The sequence below is a fragment of the Flavobacterium covae genome, from assembly GCF_001534645.1.
Classification (GTDB): Bacteria; Bacteroidota; Bacteroidia; order Flavobacteriales; family Flavobacteriaceae; genus Flavobacterium; species Flavobacterium covae.
On record NZ_CP013992.1, the window covers coordinates 2,700,398 to 2,719,022 of the forward strand.

Annotated in this window: 15 protein-coding genes; 8 read left to right on the forward strand and 7 right to left on the reverse strand. The window is 29.2% G+C overall.

Annotation, left to right across the window (positions count from 1 at the left end):
• Nucleotides 1-65 precede the first annotated feature (65 nt).
• The 6 genes from AWN65_RS11895 to AWN65_RS11920 all read left to right on the forward strand — a co-directional run bounded on the left by AWN65_RS11895 (nucleotide 66) and on the right by AWN65_RS11920 (nucleotide 8,038).
• Nucleotides 66-2,237 (forward strand): S9 family peptidase, encoded by a 2,172-nt coding sequence (locus AWN65_RS11895; protein ID WP_060383365.1) that lies wholly within the window; start codon nucleotides 66-68, stop codon nucleotides 2,235-2,237.
• A 31-nt stretch (nucleotides 2,238-2,268) separates the two neighbouring features.
• Nucleotides 2,269-3,801, forward strand: coding sequence for a peptide MFS transporter (locus AWN65_RS11900; protein WP_060383366.1), 1,533 nt, complete (start codon nucleotides 2,269-2,271; stop codon nucleotides 3,799-3,801).
• 70 nt (nucleotides 3,802-3,871) lie between these two features.
• Complete coding sequence (locus AWN65_RS11905) at nucleotides 3,872-5,524, forward strand: peptide MFS transporter (protein ID WP_060383367.1); 1,653 nt, start codon at nucleotides 3,872-3,874, stop codon at nucleotides 5,522-5,524.
• Between the two features lie 16 nt (nucleotides 5,525-5,540).
• On the forward strand, nucleotides 5,541-7,019 hold the full coding sequence (locus AWN65_RS11910) for a peptide MFS transporter (RefSeq protein WP_060383368.1): 1,479 nt from the start codon (nucleotides 5,541-5,543) through the stop codon (nucleotides 7,017-7,019).
• A gap of 49 nt (nucleotides 7,020-7,068) precedes the next feature.
• Nucleotides 7,069-7,527, forward strand: a complete 459-nt coding sequence (locus AWN65_RS11915; protein WP_060383369.1) for a thioredoxin family protein — start codon at nucleotides 7,069-7,071, stop codon at nucleotides 7,525-7,527.
• A 4-nt stretch (nucleotides 7,528-7,531) separates the two neighbouring features.
• Entirely contained in the window at nucleotides 7,532-8,038 is a 507-nt protein-coding gene (locus AWN65_RS11920) for a thioredoxin family protein (protein ID WP_060383370.1), read from the forward strand.
• A gap of 4 nt (nucleotides 8,039-8,042) precedes the next feature.
• On the opposite strand, the gene AWN65_RS11925 is transcribed toward AWN65_RS11920, so the two are convergent.
• The 4 genes from AWN65_RS11925 to surE all read right to left on the reverse strand — a co-directional run bounded on the left by AWN65_RS11925 (nucleotide 8,043) and on the right by surE (nucleotide 12,316).
• Complete coding sequence (locus AWN65_RS11925) at nucleotides 8,043-10,082, reverse strand: ComEC/Rec2 family competence protein (RefSeq protein ID WP_060383371.1); 2,040 nt, start codon at nucleotides 10,080-10,082, stop codon at nucleotides 8,043-8,045.
• Nucleotides 10,083-10,158: 76 nt separating this feature from the next.
• Nucleotides 10,159-11,277, reverse strand: a complete 1,119-nt coding sequence (lpxB, locus tag AWN65_RS11930; protein WP_060383372.1) for a lipid-A-disaccharide synthase — start codon at nucleotides 11,275-11,277, stop codon at nucleotides 10,159-10,161.
• Entirely contained in the window at nucleotides 11,278-11,550 is a 273-nt protein-coding gene (locus tag AWN65_RS11935) for a hypothetical protein (protein WP_060383373.1), read from the reverse strand.
• A complete protein-coding gene (gene surE, locus AWN65_RS11940) occupies nucleotides 11,543-12,316 on the reverse strand; it encodes a 5'/3'-nucleotidase SurE (RefSeq protein ID WP_060383374.1) in 774 nt (257 codons plus the stop codon). Before surE ends, AWN65_RS11935 begins: the two co-directional genes overlap by 8 nt.
• Nucleotides 12,317-12,448: 132 nt before the next feature.
• On the opposite strand from surE, the gene AWN65_RS11945 reads away from it, so the two are divergent.
• Together AWN65_RS11945 and AWN65_RS11950 are read left to right on the forward strand one after the other, a co-directional pair.
• Nucleotides 12,449-14,620, forward strand: coding sequence for a carboxy terminal-processing peptidase (locus AWN65_RS11945; RefSeq protein WP_060383375.1), 2,172 nt, complete (start codon nucleotides 12,449-12,451; stop codon nucleotides 14,618-14,620).
• A 1,182-nt stretch (nucleotides 14,621-15,802) separates the two neighbouring features.
• Complete coding sequence (locus tag AWN65_RS11950) at nucleotides 15,803-16,291, forward strand: hypothetical protein (RefSeq protein WP_060383376.1); 489 nt, start codon at nucleotides 15,803-15,805, stop codon at nucleotides 16,289-16,291.
• Between the two features lie 157 nt (nucleotides 16,292-16,448).
• Here the strand turns inward: AWN65_RS11950 and AWN65_RS11955 are convergent, their stop codons facing one another.
• From AWN65_RS11955 to AWN65_RS11965, 3 genes are all read right to left on the reverse strand, one after another.
• Nucleotides 16,449-17,279, reverse strand: a complete 831-nt coding sequence (locus AWN65_RS11955; RefSeq protein WP_060383377.1) for an IS982 family transposase — start codon at nucleotides 17,277-17,279, stop codon at nucleotides 16,449-16,451.
• A 376-nt stretch (nucleotides 17,280-17,655) separates the two neighbouring features.
• Nucleotides 17,656-18,030, reverse strand: a complete 375-nt coding sequence (locus tag AWN65_RS11960) for a hypothetical protein (RefSeq protein WP_060383378.1) — start codon at nucleotides 18,028-18,030, stop codon at nucleotides 17,656-17,658.
• A gap of 3 nt (nucleotides 18,031-18,033) precedes the next feature.
• Nucleotides 18,034-18,624, reverse strand: a complete 591-nt coding sequence (locus AWN65_RS11965) for a hypothetical protein (RefSeq protein WP_145902565.1) — start codon at nucleotides 18,622-18,624, stop codon at nucleotides 18,034-18,036.
• Nucleotide 18,625: the final 1 nt, after the last annotated feature.

Sequence of the window (18,625 nt, forward strand, 5' to 3'; positions counted from 1 at the left end):
AAAAAATACGTTATTATTTAGTTTTTTTTCACTAAAATTGGGCAATTTTTTACATCAACTAAAAAATGAAAAACAAAATTACATCCGTTTTAGTATTGTTTTGGGTATCATTTTCAGCGATAGCTCAAAAACAAATATCTTTAGAAGAGATTTGGTCTGGCGCTTTTAGAGCGCAAAGCATGACTGCTTTAGAAGCCATGAAAAACACGAATCAATATACTGTTTTGGATTTTGATCGAACCACTAGATCTTCGCAAATTAATTTATATGACTTTGCTACTTTGAGTAAAGTGGCCACATTAATTAACAGCAATGATTTTACTCAATTAGAAGGAATTGACACCTATACTTTTAGCAAAGATGAAAAAAAGGTTTTAATTGCAAATAATAGTGAACAAATTTTTCGTCACTCCTTTCTAGCTGATTATTTTATTTATGACACTACAAACAAAACATTAACTAAACTAGCTGATTATAAAGTACAAGAACCTACTTTTTCTCCTGATGGCTCAAAAATAACCTATGTTTACCAAAACAATTTATATGTTTATGATATAGCGTCAAAAAAGCACGTACAAATTACAAACGATGGCAAGAAAAATAGCGTTATTAACGGTGTAACTGATTGGGTATACGAAGAAGAATTTTCGTTTGTAAGAGCTTATGATTGGAATTTAAATTCTGATAAAATAGGTTTTATCCGTTTTGATGAAACGAATGTCCCCCAATTTTCAATGGATTTATATAATGAAGGTCTATATCCACTACAATCTGTTTTTAAGTACCCCAAAGCAGGTGAAAAAAACGCTATAGCTTCTTTACATATCTATGACATAAAAACAGGAATAACAAAAAAAATTAATTTAGATAATTATAATGATTTTTATATTGCTCGTATAAAATGGACTAATGACCCTAACACGTTAAGTGCGCAAATTTTAAATCGCCATCAAAATAATTTAGACCTATTATTTGTAGATGGAAATTCGGGAACCTCTAAAGTTGTTCTTAACGAAAAAGATAAGGCTTACATAGATGTAACTGATAATTTAACATTTTTAAAAGATAATAGTTTTATTTGGACTTCCGAAAAAGATGGTTTTAATCATATTTATCATTATGACAAAACAGGTAAGTTAAAAACACAAATAACAAAAGGCTCTTGGGAAATAACTCATTATTATGGATTTGATGAAAAAAACAGCATGATTTATTATCAGTCTGTTGAAAATGGTTCTATCAATCGTGATGTATATGCTATAAAAATTGATGGTAGTTCTAAAAAACGTTTAACATCTCAAATAGGAACCAATGCAGCCACTTTTAGTCCTAACTTTCAATATTTTATAAACTCCTATTCTAGTGCTAAAAACGCACCAAAGTACACCCTAAACGATTCTAAAACAGGAAAAGAAATAAAAGTGATTTCTTCTAACGAAAAACTAGAAGAGAAATTAGCAGATTACAACTTACCTTCAAAAGAATTCTTTGAACTCATAACAGAGAAAGGACATAAGTTAAATACTTGGATGATTAAACCAAATAATTTTGACTCTACAAAAAAATACCCTGTATTTATGTTTCAATATTCAGGACCTGGTTCACAACAAGTAGCCAACAGATGGAATAACAATGATGATTACTGGTTCAAAATGTTAGCACAAGATGGCTATATAGTAGTTTGTGTAGACGGACGTGGAACAGGTTTTAAAGGAGCTGAATTTAAAAAATGCACTTATAAAGAATTAGGAAAATATGAAGTAATAGACCAAATAGACGCGGCAAAAGTAATAGGTAATTATTCTTACGTAGATAAAACTAGAATTGGTATATTTGGCTGGTCGTTTGGAGGATTTATGGCATCTAATTGCATTTTTCAAGGAGCCGATGTATTTAAAACGGCCATAGCAGTTGCACCTGTAACTTCTTGGAGGTATTATGATAGTATTTATACAGAGCGTTATATGCAAACACCTCAGGAAAACGCAGAGGGCTATGATAATAATTCGCCCATTACACACGTAAATAAATTAAAAGGAAACTTTTTATTAATTCATGGCACAGCTGATGATAATGTACACGTACAAAACACAATGAAAATGATAGAAGCTTTGGTACAGGCTAATAAGCAGTTTGAATGGGCCATTTATCCAGATAAGAACCATGGTATTTATGGAGGTAAAACACGTTTACAGTTGTATACTAAGATGACCCATTTCATAAAAGAAAAACTATAATTTACATATTTTACTAACCAAAAACTATAAAATGAGCGAAACAGCAAAACAAGGACATCCTAAAGGACTGTATTTCTTGTTCTTTACAGAAATGTGGGAACGATTCAGTTACTACGGAATGAGAGCTATTTTCATTCTATTCATGACCAAAATCTTATTAATGAAAGACGCGGAAGCATCTGAAATTTATGGAAGTTATACAGGACTTGTATATCTAACTCCTCTTTTAGGAGGATATCTTTGTGATAAATTTTTAGGAAACAGAAGAAGTATCATGATTGGAGGATTACTAATGTCTATTGGTCAGTTCTTCATGTTTTTAAGTGCCACAACTGGTGCTAATGGAGGCGTTGCATTAATGTGGTTAGGACTTACTGCTATTATTATTGGTAACGGTTTTTTTAAACCTAACATTTCAACTATGGTAGGTCAGTTATATCCCGCAAATGATCGTCGTATTGATAGTGCTTTTACCATTTTTTATATGGGTATCAACCTAGGAGCATTCTTTTCTCCTTTAGTGTGTGGTTCGATGGATTTCAAATGGGGATTCTTAGCTGCTTGTATTGGTATGTTTATGAGTTTAATATTTTTTGCATTATTTCAAAAAAAATATTTAGTCTCTGAAGAAGGAAAAGAAATAGGTCTACCTGTTAAGCCATTAGATTTAAAAAATATCTTATATATAATAGGATCGATTGGTATTGTTTTTTTCATGCTTAACTTCAAGCAATTGTTTAATACAGATACAGATGTCATTGGATATTTTATTTATGGTTCAATGATTGTAATGCCTTTAATTATTTTAACAGATAAAAGCTTAACAAGTGTAGAGAGAAATAGAATCTTAGTGATTTTTATCTTAGCCTTCTTTGTAATCTTTTTTTGGGGTGCTTTTGAACAAGCAGGAGCTTCTTTAACTCTTTTTGCTGATAGACAAACTAACCGAAATTTGTTAGGATGGGAGATGCCAGCATCTTATTTTCAATCTGTAAATCCTCTAGCTGTAATCTTATTAGCTCCAATAATGTCAATCGTATGGGGATTTTTATACAAACGCAATGCAGAACCTTCTTCACCAAAAAAAATGGCATTAGGTTTAACATTAGTAGCTATAGGTTATGGTGTAATTGCTATAGCTGTTAAAGGTCTTGGAATGGATGAAAAAGTTTCTATGTGGTGGCTAATTGGTTTATACATCATTCACTCAATTGGTGAATTATGTCTTTCTCCAATCGGTTTATCTATGGTATCTAAATTAGCTCCTTTAAGATTATCTTCTTTATTAATGGGAACTTGGTTTTTGGCAAATGCTGCTGCAAATAAGTTTGCTGGTACTTTATCTTCGTTAATTCCACCGTCTCCTGAAGCTGGATCAACAGAACCATTAGTCTATCCTTCATTCTTAGGATTTCAAATTACAAGCCTGTATGAATTCTTCATGTTATTTATTATTATGACAGGTGTAGCAGCAGGTATTTTATTTATTTTAAGTTCTTGGTTACAAAAAATGATGCAAGAAGATCATAAAGACGAGATTGACTTATCTGTAGAAAATAGATAATTTATTAAAATATTTTATATCTTTCAAGCCTGTAACAAAATTGTTGCGGGCTTTTTAAATACTAATTCACATGAAAAATAAACACCCTAAAGGATTATTATTTTTGTTTTTTACTGAAATGTGGGAACGTTTTGGTTATTATCTGATTATTGGCATCTTTGTCTTATACATGATTGATCCAACGACTACAGGAGGATTAGCTTTTAGTGACAAACAAGCAGATGACATATTTGGTAGTTTTATAGCTTTAACTTATTTAACTCCTTTTTTAGGAGGCTATATGGCCGATCGTTATTTAGGTTATTTTAAATCTGTTTATCTAGGAGGTACCTTAATGGGACTAGGATACATAGGATTGGGTTTTCACAACCTAACTACTTTTTATATTTCAATGGCATTAATTGTTATTGGAAACGGATTCTTTAAACCAAGTATTTCTACTTTGGTTGGAAACTTATATACTGATGAAAAATATATAGCTAACAAAGATGCTGGATATAATATTTTTTACATGGGAATAAATATAGGTGCCTTTTTATGTAACATCATAGCTGCTTTCATGCGTAATCAATATGGATGGAGTGCTGCTTTTATAACAGCTGGTATAGGAATGTTTTTAGGTATGATTATTTTTACTTTAGGGAGAAAACACCTAGAGCATGCTAACATTACTAAACCTGTTCAAGAAGGTGATATATCATTAGGCAGTATCTTAAGTAAGGTATTCTTACCAGCTATTATATGTGGAGCAATAGGCTGGATGATTCCGGGTAATATTTTTAAATCAGATTCTACAGATGCTTTTATTTTTGCTTGTATACCTGTTATTATCTTTTATGTTAGTTTGTATCTAAAAGCTAACTCTGAAGACAAGCACCCTTTAGGTGCCTTACTTGCCATTTTTGCCGTAGGTATGCTATTTTGGGCTGTCTTTAAACAAAATGGAACAGCCTTAACACGTTGGGCAAATTATTATACTGATAGACAAGTTACAGGTTCTACTGAAAAAGTCTTATCTTCTATTTATCTAGTAGATCAAAAAGATTTTGCTACAAAAGAAGTTCAAAAATACGATCATCAATTTCAAACTGAAAAAGATGAAAATGGAGAACCTATTAAAACGGAAGGAAAAGATGTTTATTTTCAAAACGAAGCTCCAGAAAAGCTAGCTAAATTAGAAGAAAATCCTAATCAAAAAATCTCCCTTATTAACACTGAATTATTTCAATCCATAAATCCTGGATGGATTATCTTACTTACTCCAGTAGTAGTTGGTTTTTTTGTTATGCTACGTCGTAAAAACAGAGAACCAAGCACTCCTTCTAAAATTGTATTAGGATTATTTATTTCAGCTCTTTCTTGCCTTGTTATGACAGCTGCTGTATATGCTGGAAGTAATGGTTCTATAAAAGTATCTCCTTTATGGCTAGTAGGCACTTATGGTGTTATTACCATCGGTGAACTTTGTCTATCTCCTATGGGATTATCCATTGTTTCTAAATTAGCTCCACCAAGACTTACAGCCCTAATGATGGGAGGATTCTTCTTATCTATTTCTATTGGCAACAAACTTTCAGGTGTGTTAGCTAGTATGTGGTATGATTATGAAAACAAAGCTAATTTCTTTATTGTAAATATGTTATTATTATTATTTGCAACTATATTAGGGCTATCCATCCTAAAAAAATTAAATGCTGTTATGAAAGAAAAAGGAATGAACTAATTACAATCTTATAATTATGTCAACAACGATAGAAGAAATTCAGAATTTTGAAGGAAAATACCCAAAACAGTTATGGTATTTATTCACAGTAGAAATGTGGGAACGTTTTTGTTTTTATGGTATGAGAGGTGTACTTACTTTTTTTATGGTAGACCAACTATTACTTAAAGATCATGCCGCCAACTTACAATATGGTGCTATCCAAGCCTTTGTTTATGCCTTTACTTTTATTGGAGGAATTTTTGCAGATAAAATTTTGGGCTTCAAAAAATCTCTTTTCTTTGGAGGTATTGTAATGATTTTAGGAAATTTACTCATTGCTTTTTCTCCTCAACAAATGTTTTATTATGGCATTACTTTTTCTATTATAGGAACTGGTTTTTTTAAACCCAACATCTCTTCTATGGTTGGAGAATTATATGATGAAAAAGATCCTAGAAGAGATGCTGGATATGGTATGTTCTATGCTGGAATTAACATTGGCGGTCTTCTAGGAGGTGCTCTTTGTATTTATTTAGGTAAATATCATTCTTGGACACTTTGTTTTTTAGCAGCAGCCATTGTAATGACAGCTGGTTTAATTACCTTTTTATTCACAAAAAAACATTTAGGTCCTATTGGTGATTCTCCACTAATAGGATTACCTAATAACAAAAGGAAAATACGCGAAATATCCGTATATTTAGGTTCACTACTTAGTATCCCTTTTATATACAGTATGGTTATTAATACAGACTATACTGATTATTTTATGTACACTATTGGAATTATTGCCGTTGGATATTTTGTATATGAATTAATAAAACTGGGCGATTCCAGTTCACAAAAAAAATTAATAGCTGCTTTTTCATTTATTTTCTTCTATTTTCTTTTCAATGCAATCTATGAACAAAGCGGTGGATCATTATCTTTATTTGCCAAAGACAATTTAAACAACAACCTACTTGGTTTTACGATAGATCCTAATGTGGTAAATAACAGTTCAAACACTTTTTTTGTTATTCTTTTGAGTCCACTTATTGGACTCTTATGGTTAGGACTGGCCAAAAGAAAATTAGAACCTAACACGCTCATCAAATTTGGTATTGGTTTTCTATTTCTTTCAGCTTCTTTCTACCTTTTTTATTCAACGAAGTTTTTTGCAAACTCTAATGGTGTTACTTCATTAAATGTATTTACTTTTGCCTATTTTATTACAACTATAGGGGAACTATGTTTAGGTCCAATAGGCATGTCTATCATTACAAAATTATCCCCTAAAAGATTATTTGGTATGATGATGGGATTATGGTTTTTAGCTAGTGCTTTTGGGCAGTTAGCAGCGGGAAAACTAGGTGCTGAAATTTCGCAATCGAATACAGGAAGCACATTAGTTTCTAAATTACAATCTTATACAGATGGATATTATACATTAGCTTTATATGCTTTAATAGCAGGTTTAATTTTAATAGCCATTTCACCATTAATTAAAAAATTAATGCAAAATGTGAAATAATTTTACGTATTCGGCATTATTTTTGTGGTCGAGAATCTAAAAAACAAACATGAAGAGAACTTTACTCATATTATTATTCATCATAGGCAATTTTAGTTTATACGCTCAAGATATCAATTGGTTATCTCTTGACGATGCTTTATCAAAACAAAAAAGAATGCCTAAACCTATTCTTTTAAATGTTTATACGGATTGGCATGCCCCATGTAAAATGATGGATAAAGGTACTTTTCAAGATGCTGATGTAGTGGAACATATTAATCGAATTTATTATCCTGTTAAATTTAATGCCGAAGGAAATTCAAGAGTAAACTATATGGGAAATTCTTTTGATAATCCAAATTATGATCCCGAGCGAAAAGGACGTAATAGCACCCACGAATTGACTAAATATCTTAAAGTTCCTAGCTATCCTACTATTTACATACTAGATACTCGAGGAAATGTAAAAGAAGTAATTGAAGGCCCTAAAGACCCTACTGAATTATTACGAATTTTAAAAAATTAACACTATGAAAATTACAAAAATAATATTTGCTACCTTTTTATCATTTTTCATCATGAGTTTTGTCCTAAAACCAACAGAGGATAAAAATCTAAAATGGCATACTGATGTAAAAAAAGCAGTAGCATTAGCAAAAAAACAAGACAAACCCTTATTTTTCTTTTTTACAGGTAGCGATTGGTGTGGGTGGTGTATTCGTTTGCAAAAAGAAGTTTTCAAAACCCCTGAATTTGAAAAATGGGCAAAAGAAAATGTCATTTTAGTAGAATTAGACTTCCCAAGAAGAACAGAACAAACACCTGAATTAAAAGCTCAAAACACACAATTACAACAACTCTTTCAAGTTCAAGGATACCCAACTGTATGGTTTGTACAAGCACAAGAAAAAGAAGGTAAAATAAATTTTCAACAATTAGGTAGTACGGGTTATGTAGCTGGAGGTCCAGTAGTATGGATAGAGAGTGCAAATAAAATTATAACGAATTACATATCTAATAAAAAACAGAAAAAATAATTTTTTATTCAATCACATAAAATCCCTTTTCAAACGTATTATGAAAAGGGATTTTTCTTTTCAAACATGTATTCTCAAAACGTTTTATATATGTTTTAAAATTAGACCCATCCGAAATTACCATTTGAGGTTTATATTTAGCTATTATACGCTCTAAATTTATTTTAGGAGAATTGGATAATACCAAAAAATCTACTATTACATTATCTAGAATAAAATTATCTGAATCAATAAGTAATATTTTTTTACCTGAAATCCAAAAAACATTTTGTTTCTTGTTAGTCTTTATTATTTTACTAAATGTATGAACTTGATAATCTATTAAAACACGGTCTAAATAACTCCCTTCATTTATTAGACTATCAGTATATATCATTGTTGTTCCTTTTTTAGTAGTCCCAATTATTTTTTGCTTAGGTACATGAAAAACAACAAATTTTTCTTCATTATAAGCTTCTCTATTTCTAAATAATAAAATTATTTGAAACAATAATAAAAAACCACACAAAATCATTATAATCTTAAATCTAGGTTTTTGTATCCAAATAAAGAACAATATAATAATAAGATAACTAACAAACATCAAATCCAAAGTAAAAGGAATTTCTTTCCACACAAATCCTTCAAAAGAAGCAATCCATTTTATTATAAAATTCATCCATTGAATCATTTTAATCATACTCCAAATAATTCCATCAAACATGCAATTAAAATAAGCCAATAACACAACCAAGACCCCTAAAGGCATAATTATGTATTCTAAAAAAGGGATTACTAAAAGATTTGCAATAAAAAACAAACCTGGTATTTGATGAAAGTAATATAAACTTAATGGCAAAGTTCCTATTTGTGCCACAAAAGATACCACAAACAGTTTCCAAAAAAACAACACAATCTTATTTTTAGGATTCCATAATCTTAACACAATAGGCTGCATGCTTACAATAGAAAGTACTGCCAAATAACTAAGTTGAAATCCAATATCGAAAAGAAAAGCAGGTTGTACAATTAAAATAAGTAATACAGAAGCTGCAAGAGTATTATATATATTAACTTGTTTTTTAAAGCTTGCTCCAATTGCTATCATGCTAAACATAACTGTTGATCGTAAGACAGGTGCTACTAAACCGGCAATACAGGCAAATGTCCACAATCCTAACAAGATACAAAACATTTTTAATAAATTATACTTCCTATCCTTTAGAAAAAAGGTAAAGATCAAATCTAATAAGAGATAAAGAATCCCTACATGCAAACCTGATATTGAAAGTATATGTATAACTCCGGCATATTGGTAAACTTTTATTAAGTGGTCATCTACTTCTTGTTGTTGACCTATAATTAAAGCAGTTAGAACAGCTAATTCTTTTTCAGGAAAACCATTATCCCGTAAGTTTTTTATAATTCTATCTCTAAATCGAGCTGTATAATAGCGAATAGATTTTACATTTTCTTTTAATTTCTTAAAATCTTGATTTTTAATATATAGTTGACCGTATATATTTTTTGTTTTAAGATAAGAAGCATGATCAAATTGCCCTAAATTGCCTGCTGACTGAATTGGATGTATAACTCCTTTTATCAATAAGATAGAACCTATAACTAATTCAGAGTCATTTTGTTTCTCTTTCCCTATATTCAAAATTACTTTTCCTGAGTGTTTTTTCTGATTTATAGTTTGTATAGAAATTATGTATCGGTTTTTATTATGAGTACTTTTTAAACGCTCATAAACCTCTGCTTTTATATAACTTTTTTTATCGTAATTTTTAAGATGAGTAAAATGATTTGATTTAAAAGTATCCTGATGAAGCATTGCAATTAAAACACCACTCATAGTAAAAACTAACGAAATAAGAGCAGATTCTCCTAACTGTATTATTGAATTTCTAGATGATATAGAAGAAAAAACAAAACTGATAAAAACAAGAAGGCTCCAAAGACAAAAAAATATAGGAAAATGAAACGAAAAAAAATGAAACAATATAATTCCTATAACAAACCAACATACCGATTTAATTAATGGAAATTGATATAGTTTCATTTCAAACAATGTTTTTTTATCTAAGATACAACAATATTGTATTTTTAGGTTTTTTTATAAAATTTAATTACAAAACTTATTTCTTTGAAATATTTTGTATTATTAACTGGGCTGTTTTTAAACTAGCTCCACTACCTCCTAAAATCGTTTCTAATTGTTTATAAGATGTTAGCATTTTTTTTCGCCCGTCACCATCTAAGATTTTCTCTAATTCTTCCTTAATTCTATCCGAATTACATTCTTCTTGTATTAATTCTGTTACTATAGGTGCATCCATAATCAGGTTTACCAAGGATATATATTTTAACGTAATGATACGTTTTGCAATTTGATAAGAAATAGCATTTCCCTTATACAAAACCACTTCTGGCACTTTAAACAAAGCTGTTTCTAAAGTAGCCGTTCCTGAGGTTACTAAAGCGGCGTGTGAAACACTTAACAAATCATAGGTTCTATTAGAAATAAACTGAATAGATTCTCCGTCTATAAATTTTTCATAAAATGAAAACTCTTGACTGGGTGCTCCTGCAATTATGAATTGGTAATCTGGAAAATATTTTACTACTTTTAACATCTCGGAAAGCATCTTATCAATTTCTTGTTTTCTACTTCCTGGTAATAATGCTATAATTGGTTTAGATGATAGTTTAAACTCTTCTCGAAATAAAAGTTCATTCGTTTCTGATCTATTTTTAATTGCATCTAAAAGAGGATGTCCTACAAAATGGACTTTATAATTGTGCTTTTTTTCGTAAAAATCTTTTTCAAAAGGCAATATTACGTACATTTGATCTACATCTCTTTTTATGGCATGAATTCTATTTTCTTTCCAAGCCCAAATTTGAGGTGAGATATAGTAATGAGTAGTTATACCTAAATTCTTAGCCCATTTGGCAATTCTCATGTTAAACCCTGGATAATCAATAAAAATGATAACATCGGGTCTAAAATTAGAAATATCTGTTTTACAAAACTTAAGATTTTTGAGTATTGTGTTCAAATTCATTACCACTTCTATAAAGCCCATAAAGGCTAAATCACGATAATGTTTTACTAAAATTCCTCCAGCCTTTTGCATTAAGTCACCTCCCCAAAAACGGATTTCAGCGTTTAAATCTTCCTTATAAAGTGATTTAATCAAATTAGCTCCATGTAAATCTCCAGAAGCTTCTCCTGCTATAATATAATACTTCATCTATATAAAAAGTGTAATAATGGCTAAAATTAAGGTAGCTAACACCACGCCTCTAGCCATTAATTCTTTATTTAATTTTAATAATCCAAAAAAAACCACCATATTAAGCATAGCTCCTAGAGTAATTATTTTACCTAGGTATCCTAATGATTTCATTTGAGCGATTCCTTCCGTAAAACTATAATTAGTAAAAAGTTTAAAAAATAAAACAATTCCCAATAAGGTAGCTAAAAAACCTATTAGAGTACCTTTCAACAATTCAAATTTACTCATCCCACTTCCAATTATTGAGTTCTTGAATAGCGTGATAAGCTGTTAAATCAAATTGAATTGGCACAATAGATACATATCCATTTGCCAGTGCCCATTCATCTGTATCCTTTCCTATATCTTCACAAATAAATTCACCTGCTAACCAGTAATAATCTTTTCCAAAAGGAGATTGTCTTTTATCAAATTTTTCAACCCATTTAGCTTTCGCTTGGCGTCCTATCTTAATTCCTTTTATATCAGGAGTTGATAGTTTAGGAAAATTAACATTTAAAACAACTCCTTTAGGCAATCCATTATATAAAACTTGTTGAATAATTTTCAGTACGTAAGGTCTAACGGCACTAAAATCAGCATCCCAAGAAAAATCACACAAAGAAAAACCAATCGAGGGAATTCCTTCTATACCTGCTTCTATTACCGCACTCATTGTTCCAGAATAAATAACATTGATAGAAGAATTAGATCCATGATTAATTCCAGACACACACAAATCAATCGTATCATTAATTATTTCATTTTTCGCCATCTTAACACAATCTGAAGGTGTTCCAGAAGTTGTATACTCTAACACTTCTGCACCTTCTACAGAAATCTTATTCAAATGCAAAGTACTATTAACCGTAATTGCGTGCCCCATTCCACTCTGAGGACTATCAGGAGCTACTACGACTACATTTCCAATTTCTTTAACTATTTCTACTAAATTTCGTATGCCAGGAGCTGTAATCCCATCATCATTAGTTACTAATATAAGCGGTTTTTTCATTTAATTCAAACATAAAAAAGTCTTGCTAAAATAAGGAATTTAAATTGTTCCAACTAATTTTGTAGCTTTAACAAAAAATTATACGATCAATTTTATATTAGCATAATTTTTTATGTACTTTAGTAATTAGATATGGATACAATCTGGACATTTATGAAAAAGAATTACAAATTATTACTGCTTGCTGTAGCAGTATCAGCTGTATTATGGAGTTTTAAACCAAAATTCAAGACTGAAGACCCAGAAAAAGATCGCGTTCTACTAGATGCCATCGTTAGCGTATTAGAAGTCTACCATTACACTCCTGCCACCATCAATGACAATTTTTCAAAAAATGTATTTGAAAATTTTATTGATGCACTAGATCCCTCTAAACGCTTTTTTATTGAATCAGACATTCGTGAGTTTAAAAATTTCGAATATGAAATTGATGATATGATACACGCTCGAAATCTAAGTTTTTTTAATCTTACGTATGAAAGACTTCAAAAAAGAATGAATGAAGCTAAGGTAATTTACAGAGCATTAAATGATAAACCCTTCAATTTTAACATAGATGAATCTATAAACATTGATTCGGATAAAATTGAATTTTCAAAAAACTATAATGAGCTAAAAAATAGATGGCGATTACAAATCAAGCTTTCTACTCTAGCTTCTATAGTTGACAAACAAAAATTAGAAGATGAAAAAAAGGCTAAAGACCCTAATTATTCCGTTAAAACATTTGAACAATTAGAAAAAGAATCAAGAGAAGCCGCTATAAAAAACCTAGATGATTATTTTGATTTTATAAGTGACTTAGATCGAGAAGATTGGTTTGAAGTATACTTAAATTCAATCGTAACACAGTTTGATCCCCATACTTTTTACTTTGCTCCAGATGAAAAAGAAAAATTTGACATAAGTATGAGCGGTAAGTTAGAAGGCATTGGTGCTCGTTTACAAAAAAAGAACGATAATACTGAAATTTCAGAATTAATATCGGGAGGACCTGCATGGAAAAACAAAGAATTAGAACCTGGTGACATCGTGTTAAAAGTAGCACAAGGTAACGGTGAACCCGTAGACGTAGTTGGAATGCGTCTTGATGATGTAGTAAAAAAAATAAAAGGTCCAAAAGGAACAGAAGTGCGTTTGACCGTAAAAAAGACAGACGGCACGATAAAAGTAATACGTCTAATACGTGATGTAGTTGAAATAGAAGAAACATACGCTAAATCGAGTATCATCGAAAAAAACGGAAGAAAATTCGGTTTAATTCACTTACCTAAATTCTACATTGATTTTGAAAATGATGATAATCGTGATGCTGCTAAAGATGTGGAAACAGAGGTTTTAAAACTCAAAAAAGCAGGTGTCGAAGGTATTGTTATGGATTTACGAGATAATGGAGGAGGTTCTCTAAAAACAGTTGTAGATATAACAGGATTATTTATTGATCAAGGTCCTGTAGTACAAGTTAAATCATCTGGACATAAAAAAGATGTTTTATCTGATCACAACAACAAAGTTCAATGGAATGGTCCATTAGTAGTTCTTCAAAACAATTTTTCAGCTTCTGCTTCAGAAATATTTGCAGCAGCAATACAAGATTACAAAAGAGGTGTAATTCTAGGTAGCAAACAATCTTTTGGTAAAGGAACTGTTCAAAATGTTTTTGATCTAAATCAATTAAAAACAAAGTTTAACTTCAATTTTAATATGGGAGCACTCAAAACTACTACTCAAAAATTCTATCGAGTAAATGGCGGTTCTACCCAGTTAGAAGGCGTTACAAGTGATGTTGTATTTCCTGATCGCTATACTTACATTAAAATAGGAGAAAGAGATGAGAAAAAAGCATTACAATGGGATAAAATTGACCCAGCTAATTACCAAGTAACAAACAGTATAAGTAATTTTAGCTCTGTAATAGCTAATAGTCAAAAAAGAGTAGTAGAAAACCCCCAATTTAAGCTAATAGATCAAAATGCAAAATGGATCAATGAACGAAAAGACGAAAGCACAGTTAGCCTTAAAATGGATAAATTTATTACAGAACAAAAAAACATAGAAGAAGCAACAAAAAAATTCAAAGAAATCACAAAATACAAAAACACCTTAAGTATAAATCATTTAGGTGATGAAAATGAATTAATGAAAAAAGATCCTAATTTTGCTCAGAAACGAAAAGATTGGTTTGAAGCCATTTCAAGAGATGCTTATATAGATGAGGCTGTCAACGTTTTAAGCGAAATTAAAAGTCCATCATTTACCAAAACATCTCCTACAAAAAAAACAAAATTAGTTGTAAAATCATAACAAGATTTTTTCACATAAAGAAAGAGGTCGCTTAAGCGACCTCTTTCTTTATGTGAAAAAATCAAAAATATACTTTAAAACGTTTTTAAAACACAATCCTATAATAATACCATTAAAACTTTGAAATTTTCTCATAATACTATTTTTCTAACCTAGAGATTGCCCAAAAAGTTCGCAATCTTATCATTTCGACCAAAGGGAGAAATCACATAATATTGATTATGAGACTCCTTCTTACGTTCGAATTGCTTTAAAATAAAAAAACAGATCGAGAATTTTACTTTTTAATCCACTATATTTTAAGTTTAAATGGCATATCTTTTTGTTTTTATTCTTTTTAGCACAATTCATAAAACCATCTTTTTACATAATTCTTCCGTTAACTTCGACATTAAACACTTTTACAATATTTAAAAATATAAATCCTTATATAACAAAAAAACTTAGGTTATATAAGTAAATCCATTAGAAATCATTTTATAATAATTTCAAAATGTATTATATAATATCGTTTCTATATCTAGATATTTTAATAAATAACCTAAAATATAAATAAAGAAGAGTATTAATAAAAGTGCTAAATAAGAGCTAATACAAAATTATTAGAGAACAAAAGACATTATTTTTTACTCAAACCACTCTTTTTGTTTTCTTTTCGCGAGCTAGAATATTTTCATATTTCATAAAAAAGAGTTAAAATTACAAATTGCGTTAATTACACCATTAAACATAAGACACTGAAATATAACAACTTAAAAAAAACCGACCCTAATAATAAAATTCAGTTTTTAACTTACTTTTTTATAAGGATTTATATTTTTAATAAAGCTTAAAGAATAAAAAAAACAATAATGTTAAAAAACTAATATAATTTTAAAAAATAAACATTTGAAGTTACAAATAAACAGAGTTATATACTTTTTTTCTTTTTAACATTTTATTAAAACAATAACTATATATATTTGTAAAACAGATAACAAGGAAGTTATTTAAAACTTAAAAACGGGAGGAACTAGGAAATGTAGTAAAATCATGATGATGACCTTCAAAATTATCTTTTTAAATTTTATAAAAAATAAAGCAATAGGTTATTTCTTTTTTTATAAATATATTTTTTAGAAACACCCTTTATAGAAATAAGCTTCCTTTAAAATTACTTATTATTAATTTAATTTCAAAAAAATGAAAAAAATTTTTTTAACTTTAGTAGTAGTTTCTTCATTATTTTCATGTTCAAAAGATGAAGTAAACGAACCGAAATCAGTTCAATCGGTAAAAGTAAATTCACAAAGATTGATAAATGATCCTCTATTTGGCAAGGTCTTTTATAATCAAGAAGGAGATCTAAAATTAAGAATACAGATACTTCCTGGAAACCCTAAAAAAATAAGCATAGCTTCTGCTGAAGATAGTAAAGATTATTTTATTCTTAAAGATGCTGAAGCAATGTTTTTACCAGTTGATCCAAAATTTGACGTCTATTATTTATCTAAAGCTGAAAAATTTATGAATACTGCTGAAAAAACTCCGTTTATTAAAAAATTCAACGATATATTGATACCAGCAACTAATCAAAGTGGTTATGGAGCTGCTAGATTAGATATAGCAAAAGATTTATCTTCTGTTGTATTGAAAGGTGAAGAAGGTTCAATTACATTCACAAAATTATAATTAATTATTTTTAACAATTAATATATCTTATTCTATTTTAAGGTAAAAAACAATAAGTTATAATTCAATTTAAGCACCTCTAAGAACTTTTCTTCTTAAAAAATAAAAAGTTCTTAGAGGTTTTTCACATATTCTTTAAGTTACCTAATTCAAGTTGCTAGTTAATTGATTTATTTAATTGCAAGCCAAAGACAAATAATGTAAGTTTTATTAGAAAACCTTCTAAAGTTATTGCATGTATAGTTCTTGGAAACATTTTTTTAATATCGCTTATTGTTGTTTCTACCCTTTTTCTCATTTTTAGTTTTTCATTTTTTTGTTCTAAAGTATCCATTCTTTTAGCATTTGATTTACGCTGAATTTTTAATGAAATACATCTTCTTTCATATACAGCATCCTCTAAACTATAATCAGTATAAGCACTATCTCCATATATTGAAGCCTCTACTGGTAATTTGTCAATCATTTTTCCTAGTGCTTTTGCATCTGCTGTTTTTCCTGGTGTAAAATGAAAAGCTATTGGGATTCCATTTTTTGTGGTAAGTAATTGTACTTTAACTCCATAAAAATAATTTCGCATACTTGCTGTGTAATCTCGCCATTTTTCTTCTTTGAGGATTTTGCAGTTCGAAATCCTCATATTATTGCAAACAGCAACTGGAAATGAATCTATGATATACTGCATCTCACAGCATAAATCTTTAAAATATGAACTTATTATTTCAAATAACTCATAAAGCAAACTTCCAATTTTATGTAATCTTCTATTAAATCTACTCTTGTCAAGCATCTTTGGTATAAATCCATATTGTTTCATAAACTTTATAGCTGAACTATGATTTCCATAAAAGCTTGTTGATGACACAATCGCAGTTAAAATAATTTCACTATCACTAACCTGTCTTCTTATATCTTCTGGATGTTCGATTCCTTTTAAAATATCATCAATTAAACAAAAAATTGATATAATTTTGTCTTTGCAAAGCATTGGTGTTGTTTTTTGGTTCACAAAACAAAATTACTTAACCTTTGCTTTGTCTTTTATAAATATCAACTAACAACTTGAATTAATTAATCTCAAAGAAAATCTTTCAAACTTAAAAGTTTGTTTCTTTTTTCCCAATAAATGTATTTTTCATATTCGTGCTTCAGATTATTCTCTTTGCTACATGCGTTTATACTTATCTAGTTCCTATTCAATTTCAAATACTGCTTACTTATCCTTTTTTTTCAATAGGTTGGGGATGATAACTTAGTCTACTTTTATGTGTTGATATTGACAAATTTTAAACATTATCTATTTTACATAAAACATCATTTCATTCATTTTACAAGATAGTTCTATACAACCTTCTTTTTAAAATTTATTTTCGTATGAACTCTGTAACTTCTAACCAATCTTTATTTACAAAAGATTTAGATCTTATAAAAATTTTATTTCTAACTTTTTTTATAAAAATATCATTATCGGGGTTTTCATCAGAACAAGGTCCTGTGCCTTGAAATATATCGCCCCTCTTTTTTAATATATAAACTCCTTCGCACCAATAATCCATTACATCTTTTGATTTTATACTGACAATCATTTTATTAGGTCTAAATGATAAGTAGTAAGTAAGTTTTATGTTCTTTTGTTCACTTTTAACTTCGGTGGTAATTTCATATCTACCAGTTATAACATTGTTTTGTTGAAAGTAGAAAGAAAATAATAATAAAAATTTTAGTAATAATAATTTCATAATTTAGTCAAATATATTTAAGTCAATTAATAGCATATTTCCCTCTTTCCATTTAACAAATCCTTCCAGATCTTTATTGGAACCACAGCAACCTGTAGAAGTACTCTTTAACCACATAGTGTCTTCTTCAATTTTTTCAACTTTAAAGGCTTCGTTTATAGAGTCATAGCTTTTATAAAAATTATCATCTGATTTTACTATTAATGGATTATTAGGTAAAATACCTATATATTCATTTGATATAAATTCTGACCAAGGTTGAAAAGTAAAATCATATTGATTTTTCTTTATTTTTTTTTGTTCATTATTTACATATATATAGATATACTCATCCTCTTCATTAAATTGATTACAATCAAATAGAGTATAGAAAAAATCATGATTAGGCACGAATCTCCTAGCTATTATCTTGTCATTATTATACATCATTGTATAGCTGTCGTCTAATAATTTAAAAATTTCATATTCTGAACCATCAAGATTATAAATTATTAGAGGTTCATTTTCATTCAGAAAAATACCAATTACACCGTTACCATTAATTTTATTTTCAGAATAAGATTCAATTATGCTATCTGAATAAATTAACTTCATA